The organism is Fusibacter ferrireducens (assembly GCF_015352425.1).
Classification (GTDB): Bacteria; Bacillota; Clostridia; order Peptostreptococcales; family Acidaminobacteraceae; genus Fusibacter_A; species Fusibacter_A ferrireducens.
The window spans coordinates 100853-118235 of the sequence record NZ_JADKNH010000003.1 but is presented as its reverse complement, the minus strand read 5'-3'; the positions used below and the strand labels follow the sequence as shown (position 1 = coordinate 118235).

Annotated in this window: 13 protein-coding genes; 4 read left to right on the top strand and 9 right to left on the bottom strand. The window is 38.3% G+C overall.

Annotated features, from left to right (window positions below; all coding sequences use genetic code 11):
- Positions 1–155 precede the first annotated feature (155 nt).
- Both ISU02_RS05640 and ISU02_RS05635 read right to left on the bottom strand, forming a co-directional pair.
- A complete protein-coding gene (locus tag ISU02_RS05640) occupies positions 156–3224 on the bottom strand; it encodes an efflux RND transporter permease subunit (RefSeq protein ID WP_194700829.1) in 3069 nt (1022 codons plus the stop codon).
- Positions 3217–4386, bottom strand: coding sequence for an efflux RND transporter periplasmic adaptor subunit (locus ISU02_RS05635; protein ID WP_194700828.1), 1170 nt, complete (start codon positions 4384–4386; stop codon positions 3217–3219). Before ISU02_RS05635 ends, ISU02_RS05640 begins: the two co-directional genes overlap by 8 nt.
- Positions 4387–4574: 188 nt before the next feature.
- On the opposite strand from ISU02_RS05635, the gene ISU02_RS24260 reads away from it, so the two are divergent.
- Positions 4575–5171: a TetR/AcrR family transcriptional regulator gene (locus ISU02_RS24260; RefSeq protein ID WP_194700827.1), complete on the top strand. Its 597-nt coding sequence runs from the start codon at positions 4575–4577 to the stop codon at positions 5169–5171.
- 27 nt (positions 5172–5198) lie between these two features.
- On the opposite strand, the gene ISU02_RS05625 is transcribed toward ISU02_RS24260, so the two are convergent.
- From ISU02_RS05625 to ISU02_RS05615, 3 genes are all read right to left on the bottom strand, one after another.
- The gene (locus tag ISU02_RS05625; protein ID WP_207736201.1) at positions 5199–5783 is read right to left on the bottom strand and encodes a GNAT family N-acetyltransferase; all 585 of its coding nucleotides are present in this window, start codon (positions 5781–5783) and stop codon (positions 5199–5201) included.
- Positions 5784–5932: 149 nt separating this feature from the next.
- Entirely contained in the window at positions 5933–6925 is a 993-nt protein-coding gene (gene trpS / locus ISU02_RS05620; protein ID WP_194700826.1) for a tryptophan--tRNA ligase, read from the bottom strand.
- A gap of 525 nt (positions 6926–7450) precedes the next feature.
- Positions 7451–9226: an oleate hydratase gene (locus ISU02_RS05615; RefSeq protein WP_194700825.1), complete on the bottom strand. Its 1776-nt coding sequence runs from the start codon at positions 9224–9226 to the stop codon at positions 7451–7453.
- Positions 9227–9482: 256 nt separating this feature from the next.
- Between ISU02_RS05615 and ISU02_RS05610 the strand changes: the two genes are divergently transcribed.
- From ISU02_RS05610 to ISU02_RS05600, 3 genes are read left to right on the top strand one after another with little or no spacing between them, the layout of a single operon-like run.
- On the top strand, positions 9483–9797 hold the full coding sequence (locus ISU02_RS05610; RefSeq protein WP_194700824.1) for a PadR family transcriptional regulator: 315 nt from the start codon (positions 9483–9485) through the stop codon (positions 9795–9797).
- A gap of 14 nt (positions 9798–9811) precedes the next feature.
- Positions 9812–10798, top strand: coding sequence for a permease prefix domain 1-containing protein (locus tag ISU02_RS05605; protein WP_194700823.1), 987 nt, complete (start codon positions 9812–9814; stop codon positions 10796–10798).
- Positions 10799–11461 (top strand): hypothetical protein, encoded by a 663-nt coding sequence (locus ISU02_RS05600; RefSeq protein WP_194700822.1) that lies wholly within the window; start codon positions 10799–10801, stop codon positions 11459–11461. It begins immediately after the preceding gene.
- A 36-nt stretch (positions 11462–11497) separates the two neighbouring features.
- Here ISU02_RS05600 and ISU02_RS05595 read toward each other — a convergent pair whose 3' ends face one another.
- From ISU02_RS05595 to ISU02_RS05580, 4 genes are all read right to left on the bottom strand, one after another.
- Positions 11498–12952 carry an alanine/glycine:cation symporter family protein gene (locus ISU02_RS05595; RefSeq protein WP_407646418.1) on the bottom strand — a complete coding sequence of 485 codons (1455 nt, stop codon included), beginning with the start codon at positions 12950–12952 and terminating at the stop codon, positions 11498–11500.
- Between the two features lie 52 nt (positions 12953–13004).
- On the bottom strand, positions 13005–13925 hold the full coding sequence (gene glsA / locus ISU02_RS05590) for a glutaminase A (RefSeq protein ID WP_194700820.1): 921 nt from the start codon (positions 13923–13925) through the stop codon (positions 13005–13007).
- A 192-nt stretch (positions 13926–14117) separates the two neighbouring features.
- Positions 14118–15518, bottom strand: a complete 1401-nt coding sequence (locus tag ISU02_RS05585; protein ID WP_194700819.1) for a sigma-54-dependent transcriptional regulator — start codon at positions 15516–15518, stop codon at positions 14118–14120.
- Positions 15518–17233, bottom strand: a complete 1716-nt coding sequence (locus ISU02_RS05580) for a HAMP domain-containing sensor histidine kinase (RefSeq protein WP_194700818.1) — start codon at positions 17231–17233, stop codon at positions 15518–15520. The genes ISU02_RS05585 and ISU02_RS05580 overlap by 1 nt, the downstream gene beginning before the upstream one ends.
- Positions 17234–17383: the final 150 nt, after the last annotated feature.

Sequence of the window (17383 nt, the reverse complement as noted above, 5' to 3'; positions counted from 1 at the left end):
TTTCATCTGTTTCAGATTAGACTCGTCTGATTCAGACGAATTTTGAATTTAGGGCATAAAATCACTAACCACAATAAGTAATGCCATCGTTTTGAATTTTTAGACCAAGCTCATCTCCTCTGTGCTCAAATTCAGTAATGCCAACCAAAATCGCTCTAAACTTTGTATTTTTCACGCATTTTCTCAATCCATACATAGCTACATGGAATTACAATAAGCGTTAAAACCGTTGAAACAATCATGCCAAAATTTAAAGCTGCTGCAAGAGGCTGCCATAGCGGTCCTCCAGAAAGCATCAGTGGCAATAGAGAAATTACAGTGGTTACCATGCCGATCATAATCGGACGAAGTCTTGTCTTTGCACCATTTTTAACGGCATCATCAAGCGCAAAACCATTTTTCTGCAACAGCTTAATATAATCCAACAGCACAATGCCATTGTTAACCACGACCCCCATTAAACTGATTGCACCTAACATCGCCATAAATCCAATAGGATAATTCATGATTTTCAAGCCGCTAAATATGCCGATGAAAGAAAGTGGAATGGTTCCCATGATGATCAGGGGTTCAAGCAAGCTGCCAAATTGAAGTGCAATTACGAGGTAGATGAGTCCAACTGCCATTATAGCAGGCAATACCATTGAACCAAATGTTTCATCTGCAAACTCATTGTCGCCACCATAGCTTATTTGATAATTAGGAGGCAACTTATACTGCTTAAGTGCATTTTGAGTATCGAAAAGGACAGCATCAGAGCTAGCACCAGACTTAAGGTAGAGCCCCACTGTAATGGTCCTAATCTCGTTTCGCCTTACGATCTGATTGAAGCTGGCTTCTGTTGTGATTTTAGCGATTTGTCCTAGGGGGACATTTTCACCCGTTACTTGCGAGGTTAAAAATATTTGATCCAAATCTGAAACCGATTTTAGAGCTTCTTTTCCAATGCGAATATTCACAGGAATCGGATCTTGATCCACATCGGCTTGTTTGAGTTTTGTAATTTCAAGACCGTTTACTGCCATTCGAACAGTGGATGCCACATCATAGTTGGAAATACCAGATAGATTGGCCTTTGTTTCATCCACATTGACTTTTAATTTATAAGAATCATGTCCGTAATTTACTTCTGTCCGCAATACACCATTTAGAGGTTTGACGAGCGCTTCAACAGATTCAGCAATTTCTTTAAGTTCTTTGATATCCGAACCACTTATCCTGACTTGAACCGGTTGATCTTGCGGCATGTTGAGTTCTAGAAATTTTAAGGTAACTGTAAGCTCTGGGAATGCCTTTCTGACATTCTGCGCCATATCCTCTGCATGAGCTCGCTCCCCGTTGATTATAAATTCAGCCACGTTTGTGCCCTGTCTTGCTGCATCGAAGGTATCATAATACTGAATAAAACCTTCGCCGACCTGTGCGGCTACGCTTTCTGTACTTGGATCGGATTCAATCAGTTGGCTGATCCTTTGAGAGACATCTCTGGTGTAATTGAGGTTAACGCCACTTGGCAATCGTACACTCATCACATACTGATCTCTTTGAATCGGAGGGAATACTTGTATGCCTAGTGATGGCACCAGTGTCATGCTCATACCCAAAAGAATCAAAAATATAATAATCGTCGTTTTGGGTCTAGCCAGTGCTTTTGCTAACATGGCATCATAGAGCTTCATGAGTTTGTGCCCTAACCTATCTATTTTTAAAACGTGAACTAGACGCGCGAGTAAGCCGCCATTTCTTGATTTTACTTCAAGGATTTTATCGCCCAGCGCGGGTACAAGTGTCAAAGCGGTCAAATAGGAAGCAATAAGTGCCACTGAAACCAATATAGGCAATGCACTGGCAAACTTACCAGCACTTCCCTGCATCATGGCAAGTGGTAAAAAGGAAGCAATTGTCGTCAGGGTTGATGTCAATATGGGAATACTCACATCTCTAACGCCTTTTGTCATAGCCTCACTACGCTCTTTGCCCTGTTGAAGATAGAGGTACATATTATCATTTGCCACAATCCCATTTGCCACCAGTAAACTCAAAGATATGATCAAAGCCGCTATGGAAATTTGATGAAGCGGAATCCCCGTCATTTTCATATAGATCAAGACAACGGCTGTTACAATCACAATTGGCACTGACACGATTATCGCACTTCTCATGCCCATAAAAAGCCAGACTACTATAATCACCAAGACAACCGCAGATAATAAGTTGTCCACAAATAAATTAATGGCCTCACTGACATAAGCTGGTTGATTATTTAGAATCGTCAATTTCATATTTTTATATAACGCATTTTTCTCAAATGTCTTGATGGTTTCATCCACTTTTTTTGCAGCTTCCAGCACGTTTTGACCATTGCTGTAGCGCACCCCCACAATAATGGCCTTGTCTTGTCCCACAAGTGCATAGCTATCTGCTTCTTTCTCTGTTTGAGTGACAGTAGAGAGGTCACCAATACTTATGGGAATACCTGTATCACTTGATACCCCAACAATTGTATTTCGTAGCGATTCAATGTTCTTGTATTCTCCTGTAATCTGAACTGGAATTTTGCTCTTTTCCAGATTTAAATTACCGCCTGGGATATTGACGTTTCTAGATTGAATTGCTCCTAAAATCATATTTGGCGCAATGTGATATTGTCTGAGTTTAGCCATATCTACTTGAATTTCCACCGAAGGACTGATTTCTCCAACGATTTTAACTTCGGCAACACCATCTAAGACCTTAATTTTCTGTTCCAGATTTTTAGCAACCCGTTTTAAATCTTGATAGGTGTAATCTGATGAACTGATCCCTATAACATGTCCAAAACTGTTGGTTAATTCTGTATCAATCGTAGGCGCAAGAGCAGCTTCAGGCAAATCCGTCTTTACGGCATCTACCTTATCTCTTAATTTATCCCATCGCCTTAATATTTCAGCGTCACTCATATCTTCCAGGGTTACTTTTATAATGCCTACGCTGTCGAGTGAAAAACTTTCTATCGTTTTAATGCCTTCGATTGTGCCAATTTTATCTTCTATTTTTTTGGTCACTTCTTTTTCAATATCCTCAGGACTCGCCCCGGGATAAATACACTGCACAAGGGCAATCGGCGGCGTTATCGTCGGATTTTCCTGTCTTTCTAAATCCGTATAGGAAAAGACCCCTCCAGCAATTAGCAAAATGGAGAATAAAACGACGATAACTTTATGATCTACACACCATTTAATCATTGATCATCACCTCTTCACCATCACTGATTTGGTACTGCCCCTCTATAACGAGCACATCGCCTTCAGCAAGCCCTTTTAAAATTTCTATGCGATCATCCAAGAGGACGCCTGTGGTCACTGGGCATGCTTTTACCTTATGCGAGGTCTCATCATATAAGTACACTATTTCACCTGAAGACAGATGGACGACACTTAAAAAGGGCACATAGATTTTTCCAGATTTTTCACTTTGCAACTCAGACTTTGCAATCATGCCTGATTTTAATAAACCGTCTTTATTTTCAAGTTTTAACTTCACTGTAAACAATCTCGTTTTTTCGTCTGCAAGTGCGCCAATTTCATCGACAATGCCTTTGACTTCAACATCGGCACCATAAACATATACAGGCATTTCTTCACCTATTTTAAACGCATTGATCTGTTCATCCGTCACACCGAATTCTGCCCACATATTTTCGACTGAGCCCAATGCCACAACAGGATAACCTGCGCCTTGCACTTCTCCTTCAGAACTCATTTTTTTTAACAAAATGCCATCCATAGGACTATAGATAGAAGTTTCCTCTATATTTTTTTGCGCCATTTCATACGCTGCCTTTGCCTGTCCAAGCTGAACTGTGGCAATCTCGTAGGCATCTTGAGCTTGTTTATAAGTACTCTTATCCACAATGAGCTTTGCTGAAATTTCATCCCATTGCGATTTTGACACGGCACCATTTTCATAGAGCGCTTTCACTCGGTCATAGGTGAGTTGTGTCAGTTCAAGCTGTGCTTTTGCCTGATCTAATAAATTGGGGATATCTTTTGATATTTGCATCTTTGCCGCATCGTATTGTGCCTTAGCGGCGTCAAGTGCTAAATTGTAGTCACGGTCCTTCAATTTAGCAATCAAGTCGCCTTTCATCACTGCTTGACCTTCTTTAACAAAAATGCGCTCTATAACACCGTCAATTTTAAAACTCATTTTCACCGTTTCCATAGGTGTTACATTCCCTGAAAGGCCTTCAAATGTGCTCTGATCCGTATTTGCTATTAAAAGTGTCTTCACATTTCTATATTCTGTCTTAACCGCTTCATCAGTGTTACAGCCTGATAATAAAAAAATCATTATAATCCCGAGTAAGGCGATTGCCACTCGTCCCTTTTTATTTTTGATTTTCATGTCTGTCTCCTCCTAGATCCTCTAATAACCATAAAAGCATTTTAATGAACACGTGTTGATTTTTAAACATATGTACATTATACTTAAAGGAGATAAACTTTCAATATTCAAATTATTTGTCATTTGTTTATTAATCAACATAGCGAACCAATTCGTCTATTATCATGTTTATGGGAGGTGAATTTTTTGTGAACGAAATTAAAAAACACCCAGTCGACCGACGGGTGCGTAAAACGAGACATTTATTAAGACAGGGACTCATAAGCCTTTTGATGAAAAAAAGCATTCACGAGATCACTATAAAAGAGTTGGTGGAATTAGTCGATATCAACAGAGGCACTTTTTACTTGCACTGTAAAGATTTAAACGATCTACTCCACCAAATTGAAGATGAAATGATGCAGGAACTCACAACTATGTTAGAGACCAACAATGTAGGCGAACTACAAAAGCAAAGCTATCCGTTTTTTATAGAACTGCTCAGGTATATTGAAGATAATGCAGACCTTTGCCTCTTGCTATTGACCAAAACAGAGGATAGAGCATTCTTCAACAAACTCAAAAGGACCATTGAAAAAGATTGTTTCAATACATTTAGTCAACTCTATCGTCACTCCGATGCCTTTTCTTACGAAACATTTTCTGCGTTTACGGTCTCGGGTTCTATCGGTGTCATCCAACTGTGGCTTGAAAACGGACACAAGGAATCCATAGAGACTGTGGCCACGACACTGACTAAAATACTGGAACATGGGGCAAAGTTTTTTGAACTGCCATCCTCCTAATCGACTTTCACTCAAGATCATTTGCTCTCAATCGAACTCATCGGCTCTCAATCGAGAAAACAAAATAAGGTCTACAACGCCATGCCCTTTCCAAACGGTCCCTTGCCTAATAGTGCCTTCAACGGTGAATCCATTTCTGATGAGTACATTTTGAGACTTAATGTTTTCAGGCATTACAAAAGCTTGTATCCGGTTGATGCCAATGCAATTGAAAAGATAATCTGTCATGGCCTGAACCGCTTTTGATACAATGCCCTGCCCCCAAAATTGCTCATTTAATCTATAACCCACAGTGATCATGTTCACCACTTTATTGTAGTCAAAGAGCTCAAAAGTGCCTACCAAATCGTCAGGCGTTTTTCTAAACGCAATCCCCAGCATGATCATTTTGTGTTTATTAAAATCTCGTTCAAAGTGACCGATCATATTTGCAACGGTCTCTTTATTCTTTTTAAGCATCATAGGGGAATGTCTAAACAAGTTTTCATTGCTATAAATTTCATAAAGTCGATCAAGATCACTGGATACAATTTTTCGAATGATAACCTCTTCAGCTTCCACATGAGGGTATGCCTCATATGGAGATTTATATATTAGCTCATTATGCTTCATTGAACACACCTCAATTCAAGTTATTTGTGATGATACCTTCACCATCGGTAGAAATGTTTTACACTTTCTGTAGAGATTTTATATCCTCTCTATTTTATTCAAATTGGCATCATATTTCAAATAGGAAAATCCGAGAGCGTCTATTAATTCTAGATCAGCTGAATACTCATTGCGCTTTTAACTTGTTCAACGGTTTCATTGCCAATTTGGTTTGCCTTCTCACTGCCTGTTTCGATTATAGCACGTACTTCATCTCTATGCGATTCATAATACGCACGTTTCTCCCTAAATGGTTCAAGTAAGCTGTTGACGGCTTGAGACAATTGCTTTTTACACGCCACACAGCCAATACTTGCGTTTTTGCACATTTCACAAATATCATTATATGAACTTGGGTTAAAAACCTGATGATATTTGCTCACTGTGCAAATATCCGGGTTGCCTTTATCCTTTATGCTAATTCTATTTTTATCGGTTACTGCTAACTTTATTTTCTGATTGACTGCCTCTTTTGTATCTGACAAATAGATGGCATTGCCAAGACTTTTACCCATTTTAGAGTTGCCATCTAGCCCAATCAACCTCGGCGTATTACTGATGAACTCACGTGGTTCAGTAATGATGCTCTCGCCTTTGCCATACAATGTATTGAACCGCCTTATGATTTTTCTCGCTTGTTCAATATGGGGCACTTGATCTTCACCCACAGGGACTAAATCTGCATTACAAAAAGTCATATCCGCCGCTTGGCTGACAGGATAACCTAAGAAACCATAGCTCAAGTCATCAAAACCATATTGTTTGGCCTCTGTTTTGATGGTGGGATTATGTCTTAGTGCATTGACAGAAACCAGCATGGAATAGAATATGGTGAGTTCCGCTATTGCTTTTACCCTTGACTGCTGAAATAATGTTATTTTATTTGGATCAAGGCCTACAGATAAGTTATCAATAGCGACGTCATAGATGCTCTCATTGATGAGCCCTGGATTTTCAAAGTGTGTGGTCAAGGCTTGAACATCTGCTAAGATGATAAACGTATCATACGCGTCTTGTAGTGCCACTCTGTTCTGTAAACTCCCTACATAATGTCCAATGTGTAACTTACCGGTTGTGCGATCTCCTGTTAAAATGCGCTTCATCTTGAAACCTCCTAATTATGATTGTGGATATTGTGTCACGATTATGAAGGACATCAAAAAACCCCCATCCTATAAAGGACAGAGGTCTATCATCTGCTTAGCCACCTAAACTAAATCGTTTCACATACTAACATATGCTTCCATTATAACGGTTAGGATTTCCGTCAACGCCTACTCGCAATGCTTTCGGGTTGCCCTCATAAGTCCATTCAACATAATTTGAAATGCTATATTTTCACCAGCCATAGCTCTCTTTGAATTCAAAATTTGATGTTTACTTCTCTTACTCAACGGTTTTTAATATTATATTGGCTTTTATTTTACTGACATTTATTTTATGCTTTTAAAGCCAGTTTGTCAATTATGATTCTAGTTTGGAGCTCATGAAACCTTTCTACGGCCTGCTGATCATTATTATAGCTTTAAAAAAGTCTACCCCAGTGATTACAGACTAGGGTAGACCTTTTTTCATTGAGACTTAAGCGCCTCTTTTATGAATTAATTTTATGCATTTAATTTTATGAATTAAATCACATTGTATTGAGTAAGCAATTTCATAATATCAGTATTTTGAATTTTGCCGACTAATCCAGCCAACATCATTCTCTGTTCAGGTGTCATATTTAAATCCGTAATTTTTTTACCATCATTTATTTTGACCGTTGCATCTAAAAGATCTCTCACATCATAGACACTGCCCCATACTTCTGGAACGCCTCTGTCGATGTCAAGTAGTGTATAAACAGACTCCATTGCCGTTCTGACAGAGTATTCCGTCGTAAAGATCGTATCGCGTTTGGTTTCAGCAAATTGACCTAAGAATGCAAAGTTAACACTGCCTTCTGGCACAACATCTGGTCTATCTCCTTTTTTACGCGGCATGAAGAATGCTGTAATATAAGGCATCATGCATGGGATACAGTTTGCACTTTTTTCTGCCAAATCATCGATTTGATCTACAGGAACACCCATGTGATAGAGCCATTCCATACAAATTTCTTTACCTGTACATTCAAGCATTGTTTTCTTGACATAGTTGCCCGGTTTATCACTAAATAAGCCGTAAATCCAACCCACTAATTGATCTTTGGGTTGATTTCTAAACTGTGGCTGTCTGTTAAACGTCCAACTCAAGAGCCAGTTTGAATCTGTTGCAGTGACAATTCCGCCTGTTACCACTCTACCGCTGAATGGATCTCTTTGACAGATTTTTTCAACATATGGTGGAATGCGATCATCCAGCGTTGTAACAGTTGCTGACATCCAGTTGGTTTGGTCTGGTGCGCTACAGAATTTATCTGGATTTCCAAAGGATTTATCTTGTGCCGCTATTTTACGCCACATATCCCAGCCGCCGCCTTCTTTTAATTCTGGTGTATAATTAACAGGAGTATTTTGATCTCCTAATGTTGCATTTTCAACGCAACCACCGTTTGTGATAAAGACGAGATCGTTTTCCGTTAAATCTTGTTCCACTGTTTTGCCCGCTTGGATATAATGCAGTTTTTTCGCTACTTTTTTATCTGGACTAATGTCGAACTCCACATTGACAACTTGTGTATTGTAATGGAACTTAACATTGTGTTCTTCTAAGTATTTAACCATTGGCAAGATTAAAGATTCGTATTGATTGTATTTTGTAAAGCGAAGTGCCTTAAAATCAGGTAAGCCTCCAATATGATGCACAAATCGCTTAATATAGAGTTTCATTTCTAGAGCACTGTGCCAATTTTGGAATGCAAACATAGTGCGCCAGTACATCCAGAAGTTCGAGTCCAATACTTCCGCATCAAAGAATTCATCTATACGTCTATCCTCTAATACTTCATCAGGTGTGAAGAAGAGTTTCATGATTTGCATCGCACCCTTATCCGATAAGTTAAACTTACCGTCTGTGTGTGCATCTTGACCTTGATTCATAGTTGCACGCATTAGAGAATAGTTGGGATCACTTTTATTCAGCCAGTAGTATTCATCTAGGACTGTGACACCTTCAGTTTCAATAGAAGGAATGGATTTCATCAAGTCCCACATGCATTCAAAGTGATTGTCCATTTCTCTACCGCCACGCATAACATAGCCTAAATTATTGTATTCATAACCGTCACATGCGCCGCCTGATAAATCTGTTTTTTCTAAAATATGAACATTTTCACCTTTCATTTGACCATCACGTACTAAAAAACATGCTGCTGATAGAGAGGCAAGTCCAGCACCCACTAAATAAGCCGATTTATTATCCACACCCTCAGGTTTTAATGGACGTGCAAAAGATTCATAATTTCCACTGCTATAATACATAAGTTCCTCCTTGTAATGATAAATTTTTTGGATTCAATCACTTCATGGACTGTTGCCATATGGACTGTTTCCATACTTAAAATCTACCACTCCAAGATGTGCCACACAACCGACAAAAGTGGACATGTGTCTAGAAATTAGACATTTAGGATCAAATGTATAATTTCGACTTGAATATCACTTCTTCATCTGTTATAGTAATACCTAGTAATCCGATGCATTGAGTCACTATGTATCCCTGAGAAAGGAGCATTCCATGAACAAAGAACTTCTTAAGGGCACCACCGATATGATGATTCTCAAAGCGCTTGATCGTCAGCCAATGTATGGCTATGGCATGATTAAACATTTTGAAATCATGTCAAATGGCGTTTTTTCACTCAAAGAAGGTACCTTGTATCCAATTTTACATGCCTTAGAAAAGAAAGAACACATTGAATCTTATTGGGACAGTATTGAGGGCCGAAAACGAAAATACTATAAAATTACCGATAAAGGTAGGAAAAATTTGAATGAAAGGCAAAGTGAATGGCAAGATTTCACTGTTGCTATGAAATTATTAATGGAGTAACTGGGAGATAAGTCATGATAAAAAGTACAGCGGAAGTTAAATCCACTGAAGATCAACTTCAGATGACCGATATTACAAATCACAAGAGCGTGATTGCTTTTATACAAAAGGTACTGGATCAAGTTTATACAGAAGATGAGGGCAAAGTCATAAAAGATGAACTTCTAGATCACTTGTTCAGTCTCACAGAAGATTATATGGCTGCTGGACACTACAAGGAAGCCTCTATTCGAAAAGCATTGCTCCAAATGGGTGATCCTACTGAAATTGGTTACAGCTTTACGGATTATGAGGGCATGAAACGCAGAAAATTTCTACGGATTGGCTTAAAAGTACTGGCATCCATTCTCATACTTGCCACACTTGGAGCTGTCATGTTTTTTTCTGGTGCTTCTACAGAACCTAGAGTAGATGAACCCCGATCTCTTGGTGATTTGTGGAGCTTGTTATTCAATTGTCTATATTTCCCGATGCTGTTCTATTTCAATTTCCAATCACAAGGTCTCTCTGGGATGAATGGTATTCCTGTGCATCAACTTAAAATTTCACAAGATCCCCTATTGGTATTATGGGCCTATAAAAAACGTTTTCCATGGGAATACTTTTTTATTTCGATCTTCTTTCTCCCTATTGTTTTAGTCTTTATGGTTATCTTTGCCTACGAAGGTAACAATATTTTCTTCATAATTGGCTTCATTGCCATAATTGCATTTTCGATTTGGTTATTCATCCACAGTGAAAAATATAGAATTCCCAAGTATTTAATCCTGGAAGATGGCATTGTCATAAAAAATAGATTTTTCTCTTGGACCGCAATAGACCGGGTCTCTTGGTCTAGAGATTATATGGCCTCAAATGAAAAACACTATAAACTCATCATTGAACATATCCATAAATTATCCAATAACAATAAAGCGACTCCAATGACCATAAAAAAAAGCATCGATGTCAACGCCAACCAATACCACCAAGTCATCTCTATTTTAAGGGAGCGTGTATAAATGAACTATAGTGACTATTTGTTATCCTGTAAGATTTATAAAAAAAGAGCGTTTCGCTTCTTCCTACTCAATATATGCCTCATTGTAGGTGTATTTGTATTTTATAAAAAAACTTGGCACGATCGCTTCATTATGATGGTGTGGATTGCATTATTGATTATGACCATCACTTTTTTTATAAAAAAAATATTTAAAGCCCATCAAATGCACTTGAAAAAAATTGAACAGACTGTTGGCAATGAGCTCATTTATCACCGCGCGGATCATTTTGTTGGTATTACCAAAGGCAACATATGGAGCTATAAAGCTTTATTAAGCATTTATAGTTTAGTATTACTCGTTGTCATTTCATTTATTTACTATGAATTATTGTCAAACCTACTCCTCGTTATCCTTTTAGGGACAATACATCTATTTTTTACCGTCCCCATTATTTGGTCATTAAATCAACTGGACACTTCAGCCTGTTTCTTCACTTCCAAGACACTCATCGTGAATGGAAACACATTAATCGCTTATGAACACATCAAAAAATACCAATTTATCGAACTTATAAAAGGCGGTTACTATTTAGATATCAATTCTATTGACGGTTTTGCGAGACTCAAAATTGAAGAGGCTCAATATGTAGACATAAAAAACCTGATCTCAAATCACGCATGAGATCAGTTTTTTGAACGATTAATCTATAAACTCTGTTTAAGCTACTCGCTTCTCTTTAGCATTATTATTTGCTCTTGTTTCAGATTGCTCATCGCCCCAACACTCTACATTAAAAAGACCTTCGATAGATTTTGAATTGAAGACAGGCTCTTTGCCTGCTCTTTTCTGTGCAACATAATCTGCAACAACTTTTGAAACCACTTTTCTAAGCTTGAAAATAACCAGCAGATTCATAATGGCCATCAATCCCATAAACAGATCCGCCATGCTCCAAACGATATCCAGTGAAGACATTGATCCCCATAAAATCATGCCGAGTACGGCAAATCTGAATACGGTTAAGAGTGTTTTACTCCCATTTACAAACTCAATATTAGATTCTCCGTAGTAGTAATTCCCCAGTATAGAACTAAAGGCAAATAAGAATATGCAAACTGCAATAAAGATATTGCCCCAAGCACCTACTTGTGAAGTCAAAGCCCCCTGAGTTAATTGTATCCCTGTGAGACCAGCACTTTCTGGAATATCAGAAACGAATATGATGAAAGCAGTTGAACTACAGATTACAATTGTATCTAGGAAAACGCCAAATACTTGCATAATCGCTTGCTTTACAGGATGACTTACCTCAGCAGTTGCCGCCGCATTAGGCGCACTCCCCATACCGGCTTCATTTGAAAATAAGCCTCTTTTAATCCCCATCATAATCGTTGCACCTAGACCGCCACCAGCAACTTGTTTAAGTCCAAAAGCACCTTCGAAAATCATTTTAAACACATGGGGCAATTCTGTAATGTTCTTAAAAACGACGAAAAAGGCCACTAATACATAAGCAACTGCCATAACAGGTACAATGACTTCTGTCACTTTTGCAATCCGGCTGATGCCGCCGAAGATAACCAAAGTCGTCAATAGAACTAAAATACCTGCGCCCCATATTTTTTCTAAACCAAACGCACCTTCAAATGATGAAATAATCGTATTTGCCTGCACTGAGTTAAATACAAGACCAAATGAAACCGTGATTAATATGGAAAATATAATGCCTAAATTTCTCTTGCCAAGGGCTTTCTCCATATAGTATGCCGGTCCACCCCTAAAGCCATTATGATCTTTAACTTTATAAACTTGTGCTAAAGTATTTTCTACAAAACTTGATGCTGAACCCAAAAGTGCAATCACCCACATCCAGAAAATCGCACCGGGTCCACCCGTTGTAACTGCTATGGCAACACCTGCTAAGTTACCCGTCCCCACATGAGAAGCAACACTTAAACAAAATGCTTGAAATGAGGAAACACTCGATTTACCCTTTTCTTTAGACGCCTTATCTCCGCCACCCAAAATCTTAAAGGTATCTGCAAAAAATCTAAACTGTGCAAATTTAAGATATATTGTGAAATAGGTCCCCACTGCAATAAGTAAAAATATTAAAACATATGACCAAAGTATATTGTTGCTAAACGATATAAAATCATTGATAAAATCCAACATTGTATTATTCCCCTTTTTTTATTTATAATGTACTGTGTTTGATTTCACATCAGAAGATGCTCAGTTCAAGTGCTCTGGAAAGCGACTCCATCACCTTAATACCTGCAACACTGTTCCCGTGTTTGTCAAGTGATGGTCCCACAACTGCTATGCCCATGCGATTCGGCACAACTGCCATGATACAGCCACCTACACCACTTTTAGCAGGAATCCCCACATCCACAGAAAATTTTCCTGATGAATCATATAACCCGCAAGTGGACATCGTTGCCTTGACGATACGGTTGACCTCTTTGGGAATGAGCATCTCTTTTGACCACGGCGCAATGCCATTATTGGCAATTACAGAGGCTATTCTCGCAATGTCTTCAACATCCACCTCGATAGAGCAACACTTGAAGTAAGTATCTAAAATATCCTCTACATCTTTCTCAATGATTCCAGCACCTTTAAGAAAATATGCTATTGCACGATTCGTATTGCCCGTTAACTTTTCAGATCTAAAAACAGGATAATTGACTTCTATGTTCTCGTTATTAGCCAATTTTCGAATCATATTCAAAATTCTAGTGAATTTTTCTATGCCATTATCCCCTGCCACAAGAGAAGTGCATACAATGGCACCTGCATTGATAAATGGATTAAGCGGCTTGTGATTTTCTTCAATTTCAAGTTTTAAGAGTGAATTGAATGGATCAGAGGAGGGTTCATTACCCACCTTAGAAAATACGATTTCCTTGCCATTATCTATCAAAGCACATATGAGCGTTATCACTTTTGAAACACTCTGGATCGTAAATTTTGTCTCATAATCCCCTTCTAAAAGCAAATTCCCGCCTGTATCAAAGATACATGCCCCAAGCGCATCTCTATTCCCTTTTGCGAGCTCTGGAATATAGGATGCCACTTCCCCAAGCTTTGTCACATCTCGATTATTCTCAATTGCATTCCTTAAAGCTGTTTTTTCCATTACAACCTCCTATTAAATTTCTGGCACATTCTATATTTTGCAAAATATATGCCAAGATACTTCTATACTAAAATAGCGGTATGTGACAATTTTTTCCCATCTGCTTCACCTCATATGTAAAATATCGCACACAAAAAGTGCTCGAAATCAAACATCATGTTCGATATCGAGCACTTTTTATACGTAACTGGATTATGATTTCAAAGGCAAATCATCTTCAAAATACTTTTTGATTCTTCTGTTAAGGGCATGTCTTGAAATACCCAAAATTTTGGATGTGGCACTAAAATTGTCCTTCGATATTTCCAGTGCTTTCAAAATATAGTATTTCTCTAAGTCCGCCACTTCCTCTTCTAAAGAAAATCCTTCTGGTATGGGTGTATCCACTGCTTTTTCTCTCTGAACTTTCGTTGCTTTCGTGCTTTGATCTCGCACTTCACTTGGAAGCTGCTCCACATCAATATAGTCTATGTCGTTGAGAATCACAATTCTTTCTATGATATTTTTAAGCTCTCTAATATTGCCCGGCCACTGATAAGAACGCATTTGATTAAATGCATGATCGGTAAAGCCCTTGATATTCTTTTTAAACTTCAGATTGTAAACTTCTAAAAAGTATTTTGAAAGTTCTATTAGATCAATGGGTCTCTCTCTGAGAGGCGGCAAATGAATTGGCACCACATTTAGCCTATAATATAAGTCCGCTCTGAACGTCTTTTGAGCAATGGCATCTTCCAGATTCTTATTGGTTGCCGCGATAATACGAATATCCACTTCAATTTCCTCTAACCCGCCTATCCGATTAAACTTTCTCGTCTCCAAAAATCTGAGAATTTTAGCTTGTATGTCCAGTGGCATTTCTCCAAGTTCATCTAAAAACAAAGTGCCTCCTTGTGCCATTTCCAAAAGCCCCTTCTTCCTTGAAGTCGCTCCACTAAAAGCATTCTTTTCGAATCCAAAGAGTTCACTTTCCAGTAGCTGTTTGGGAATCGCAGCACAGTTGACACTGAGCATCAGAAAGTCTTTTCTAGAGCCATTTTTATGAATATAATTTGCCACAACTTCTTTACCTGTACCCGTTTCGCCACCGATTAGTGCAGTCACAGAGTCATTTTCAGCTAATATGGACATTCTCTTCTTAATGTCCTCCATAATTGGATCTGCACTGATAAATGTATTTTCAGATTTCATTTCTTTTTCTTCGTACAATTTCAACTTCTTTTTCAAACTTTGGCTTGCAATGGCTCTTGAAATATTCACTTGAATTTCGTCAAGATCTAGGGGCTTTTTTATATAATCCGTGGCACCCAATTTTATAGCTTCAATGGCTGTATTGATATCAGCATAAGCAGTCATAATAATAATTTCCACATATTCATCAGTCATTTTGATTTTTTTTGCAATCTCTAAACCACTTTCTGACCCCAATCTCATATCCAATAAAATGACGTCTGGTTCAAATTGCTTTAACTTTTGAATGGCTTCACCGCCACTGGCAGCCGTTTCTATATCATAACCAAGATCGCTAAGGCCTTCTCTAAGTGTCAATCTCATAATTTCTTCATCATCAATTATTAAAATTTTCGTATTCATTACGCACTCCTATGCATGGGTAAATAAATTTTGACAACTGTGCCCACAGATTCGATGCTGTCAATTTCAATATTGCCTTGATTGGAGACAACCAACTTATGAACCACAGAAAGCCCCAAACCCGTTCCCGCTTCTCTCGTCGTGAAAAAGGGATCAAAAATGGCATTCATATTTTCCTTCTTGATTCCAGAACCATTGTCTTCAAACGAAACCAATATATTTTCTCCAGTAGCACCTCTTGAATTTTGTACGGTGATTTCAAGTTTACCGTTTAAAGCGATTGCATCCAGCGCATTGGCAATGACATTTAAGAAGATCTGCATGAGTTGTCCCTTGTCAAAGAGTACTTGGACCCCTCTCATTTGATCCTTTACCTCTATAAGCGCCGCCTTTTCTCTTATTTTCTTTTCTGAGAATAGGAGTGCCTTGTCGATCACCTCAAACACATCCACAATCTGAGCCTTTGGAATTCTAGGCTTGGAAAAATTCAAAAGATCCGTCATGAGAAGATCCAGGCGATCCGTCTCTTTAATCATTGCCTCAAAAATACCTTGCTCGGCGGATTCAAGGTGTGGTCCCAGACGCTTGTTTAAAATCTGAGCCCCCATTTTTATGCCTGATAACGGGTTTCTTATTTCGTGAACTAACGCTGCAGTCAACTGACCTAGAGAAGCCAGTCTATCTATCCGTTCTACATTTTCTTCAATTTTCTTTCTATTCGTAATGTCGTTAAAACTGCAAATGACGCCTACAAACTCGCCGGAAGAGCGCTTCATTAAAGATGTGGTTATGTCTAGATAGATGACTGCTTTAGTATTGTATTCATTGAAAGAAGCAACGCGATTAATGCTGTCCATACGCTCTATGGTTTCATTGATCTGCATCATCAAAGCTCTGATAATCTTAGGTCTTTGTTTATCTAGGCACATGACACGCTCGATCATGTTCATTGCAAAATCGTTGCAATTGATAATTTCACCGTGTTCGTTGGTCGTTATGATCCCTGTTGAAATACTCTGTAAAATATCTTCATTAAATCTCTTCATTTGTAAAAAGCGGTTACTCCCTATGGCAATCTGTGCCTTCATTTCATTAAAAGCTTGGCCTAACATGCCCAGTTCATCTTCACGCTTAATCTCTATATCCTTCTTAAAATTGCCGGCTATGATGTCGTTGTACCCCTCAAGCAATATCGATACGGGCTTTGAAAGGCTATCAGATGTGACCAACACCACTTTCAATGCAATCAATATTGAAAGCGTGATTAAAATTAAATACGGTTTATAAAGCTCTAAAACACTCCAGAAGATCGCGCGCCTATCAATAATGACATATATAGACAGGTGAACATCTTCATAATGCCTTTTTTTTATTTCATATCTCTGTGTTGATCCATAACGCTTCTTCAGTTCTTCTATACTTAAATGGGTTGCCTCTCTACTGACATATATGAGTTCATCCCCATCGTAGACGAAAATATCCAAGTGTTCCAGTGCAGTCAACTCACTAATCAATCTTTGTTTCGTATAGAAATCTGATTCAACTTGATGGGTTTTCTCTGTGATCAAATTAAATGAATGATCTATTTTTTCCACTGTGTTTTCATAGGAAAACCGTTGCATGCTGACGAGGAATAAAACGCTCAGCAAAACTGTAGGCACTATCATCAGCACTAAAATTGGAAAGACGATTTTTCTTTGAAGCTTTAATTTCATATGAGTACACATACTTTCTGATTTGAATTTTGACTCTCTAACCCACTATAGATGAATTATATTGAATTGTAAAGAATGGTCACCTCTTAAGACTATTTATGTACATTAATTGAGATTCATAGATCCTCCATGTGTTATAATGGTTGTGCA

Bases quoted from the DNA above. Each gene is read 5' to 3' on its own strand.
- ISU02_RS05640 (WP_194700829.1), bottom strand. From the start codon at position 3,224: ATGATTAAATGGTGTGTAGATCATAAAGTTATCGTCGTTTTATTCTCC.
- ISU02_RS05635 (WP_194700828.1), bottom strand. From the start codon at position 4,386: ATGAAAATCAAAAATAAAAAGGGACGAGTGGCAATCGCCTTACTCGGG.
- ISU02_RS05625 (WP_207736201.1), bottom strand. From the start codon at position 5,783: ATGAAGCATAATGAGCTAATATATAAATCTCCATATGAGGCATACCCT.
- trpS (WP_194700826.1), bottom strand. From the start codon at position 6,925: ATGAAGCGCATTTTAACAGGAGATCGCACAACCGGTAAGTTACACATT.
- ISU02_RS05615 (WP_194700825.1), bottom strand. From the start codon at position 9,226: ATGTATTATAGCAGTGGAAATTATGAATCTTTTGCACGTCCATTAAAA.
- ISU02_RS05610 (WP_194700824.1), top strand. From the start codon at position 9,483: ATGAACAAAGAACTTCTTAAGGGCACCACCGATATGATGATTCTCAAA.
- ISU02_RS05605 (WP_194700823.1), top strand. From the start codon at position 9,812: ATGATAAAAAGTACAGCGGAAGTTAAATCCACTGAAGATCAACTTCAG.
- ISU02_RS05600 (WP_194700822.1), top strand. From the start codon at position 10,799: ATGAACTATAGTGACTATTTGTTATCCTGTAAGATTTATAAAAAAAGA.
- glsA (WP_194700820.1), bottom strand. From the start codon at position 13,925: ATGGAAAAAACAGCTTTAAGGAATGCAATTGAGAATAATCGAGATGTG.
- ISU02_RS05585 (WP_194700819.1), bottom strand. From the start codon at position 15,518: ATGAATACGAAAATTTTAATAATTGATGATGAAGAAATTATGAGATTG.
- ISU02_RS05580 (WP_194700818.1), bottom strand. From the start codon at position 17,233: ATGAAATTAAAGCTTCAAAGAAAAATCGTCTTTCCAATTTTAGTGCTG.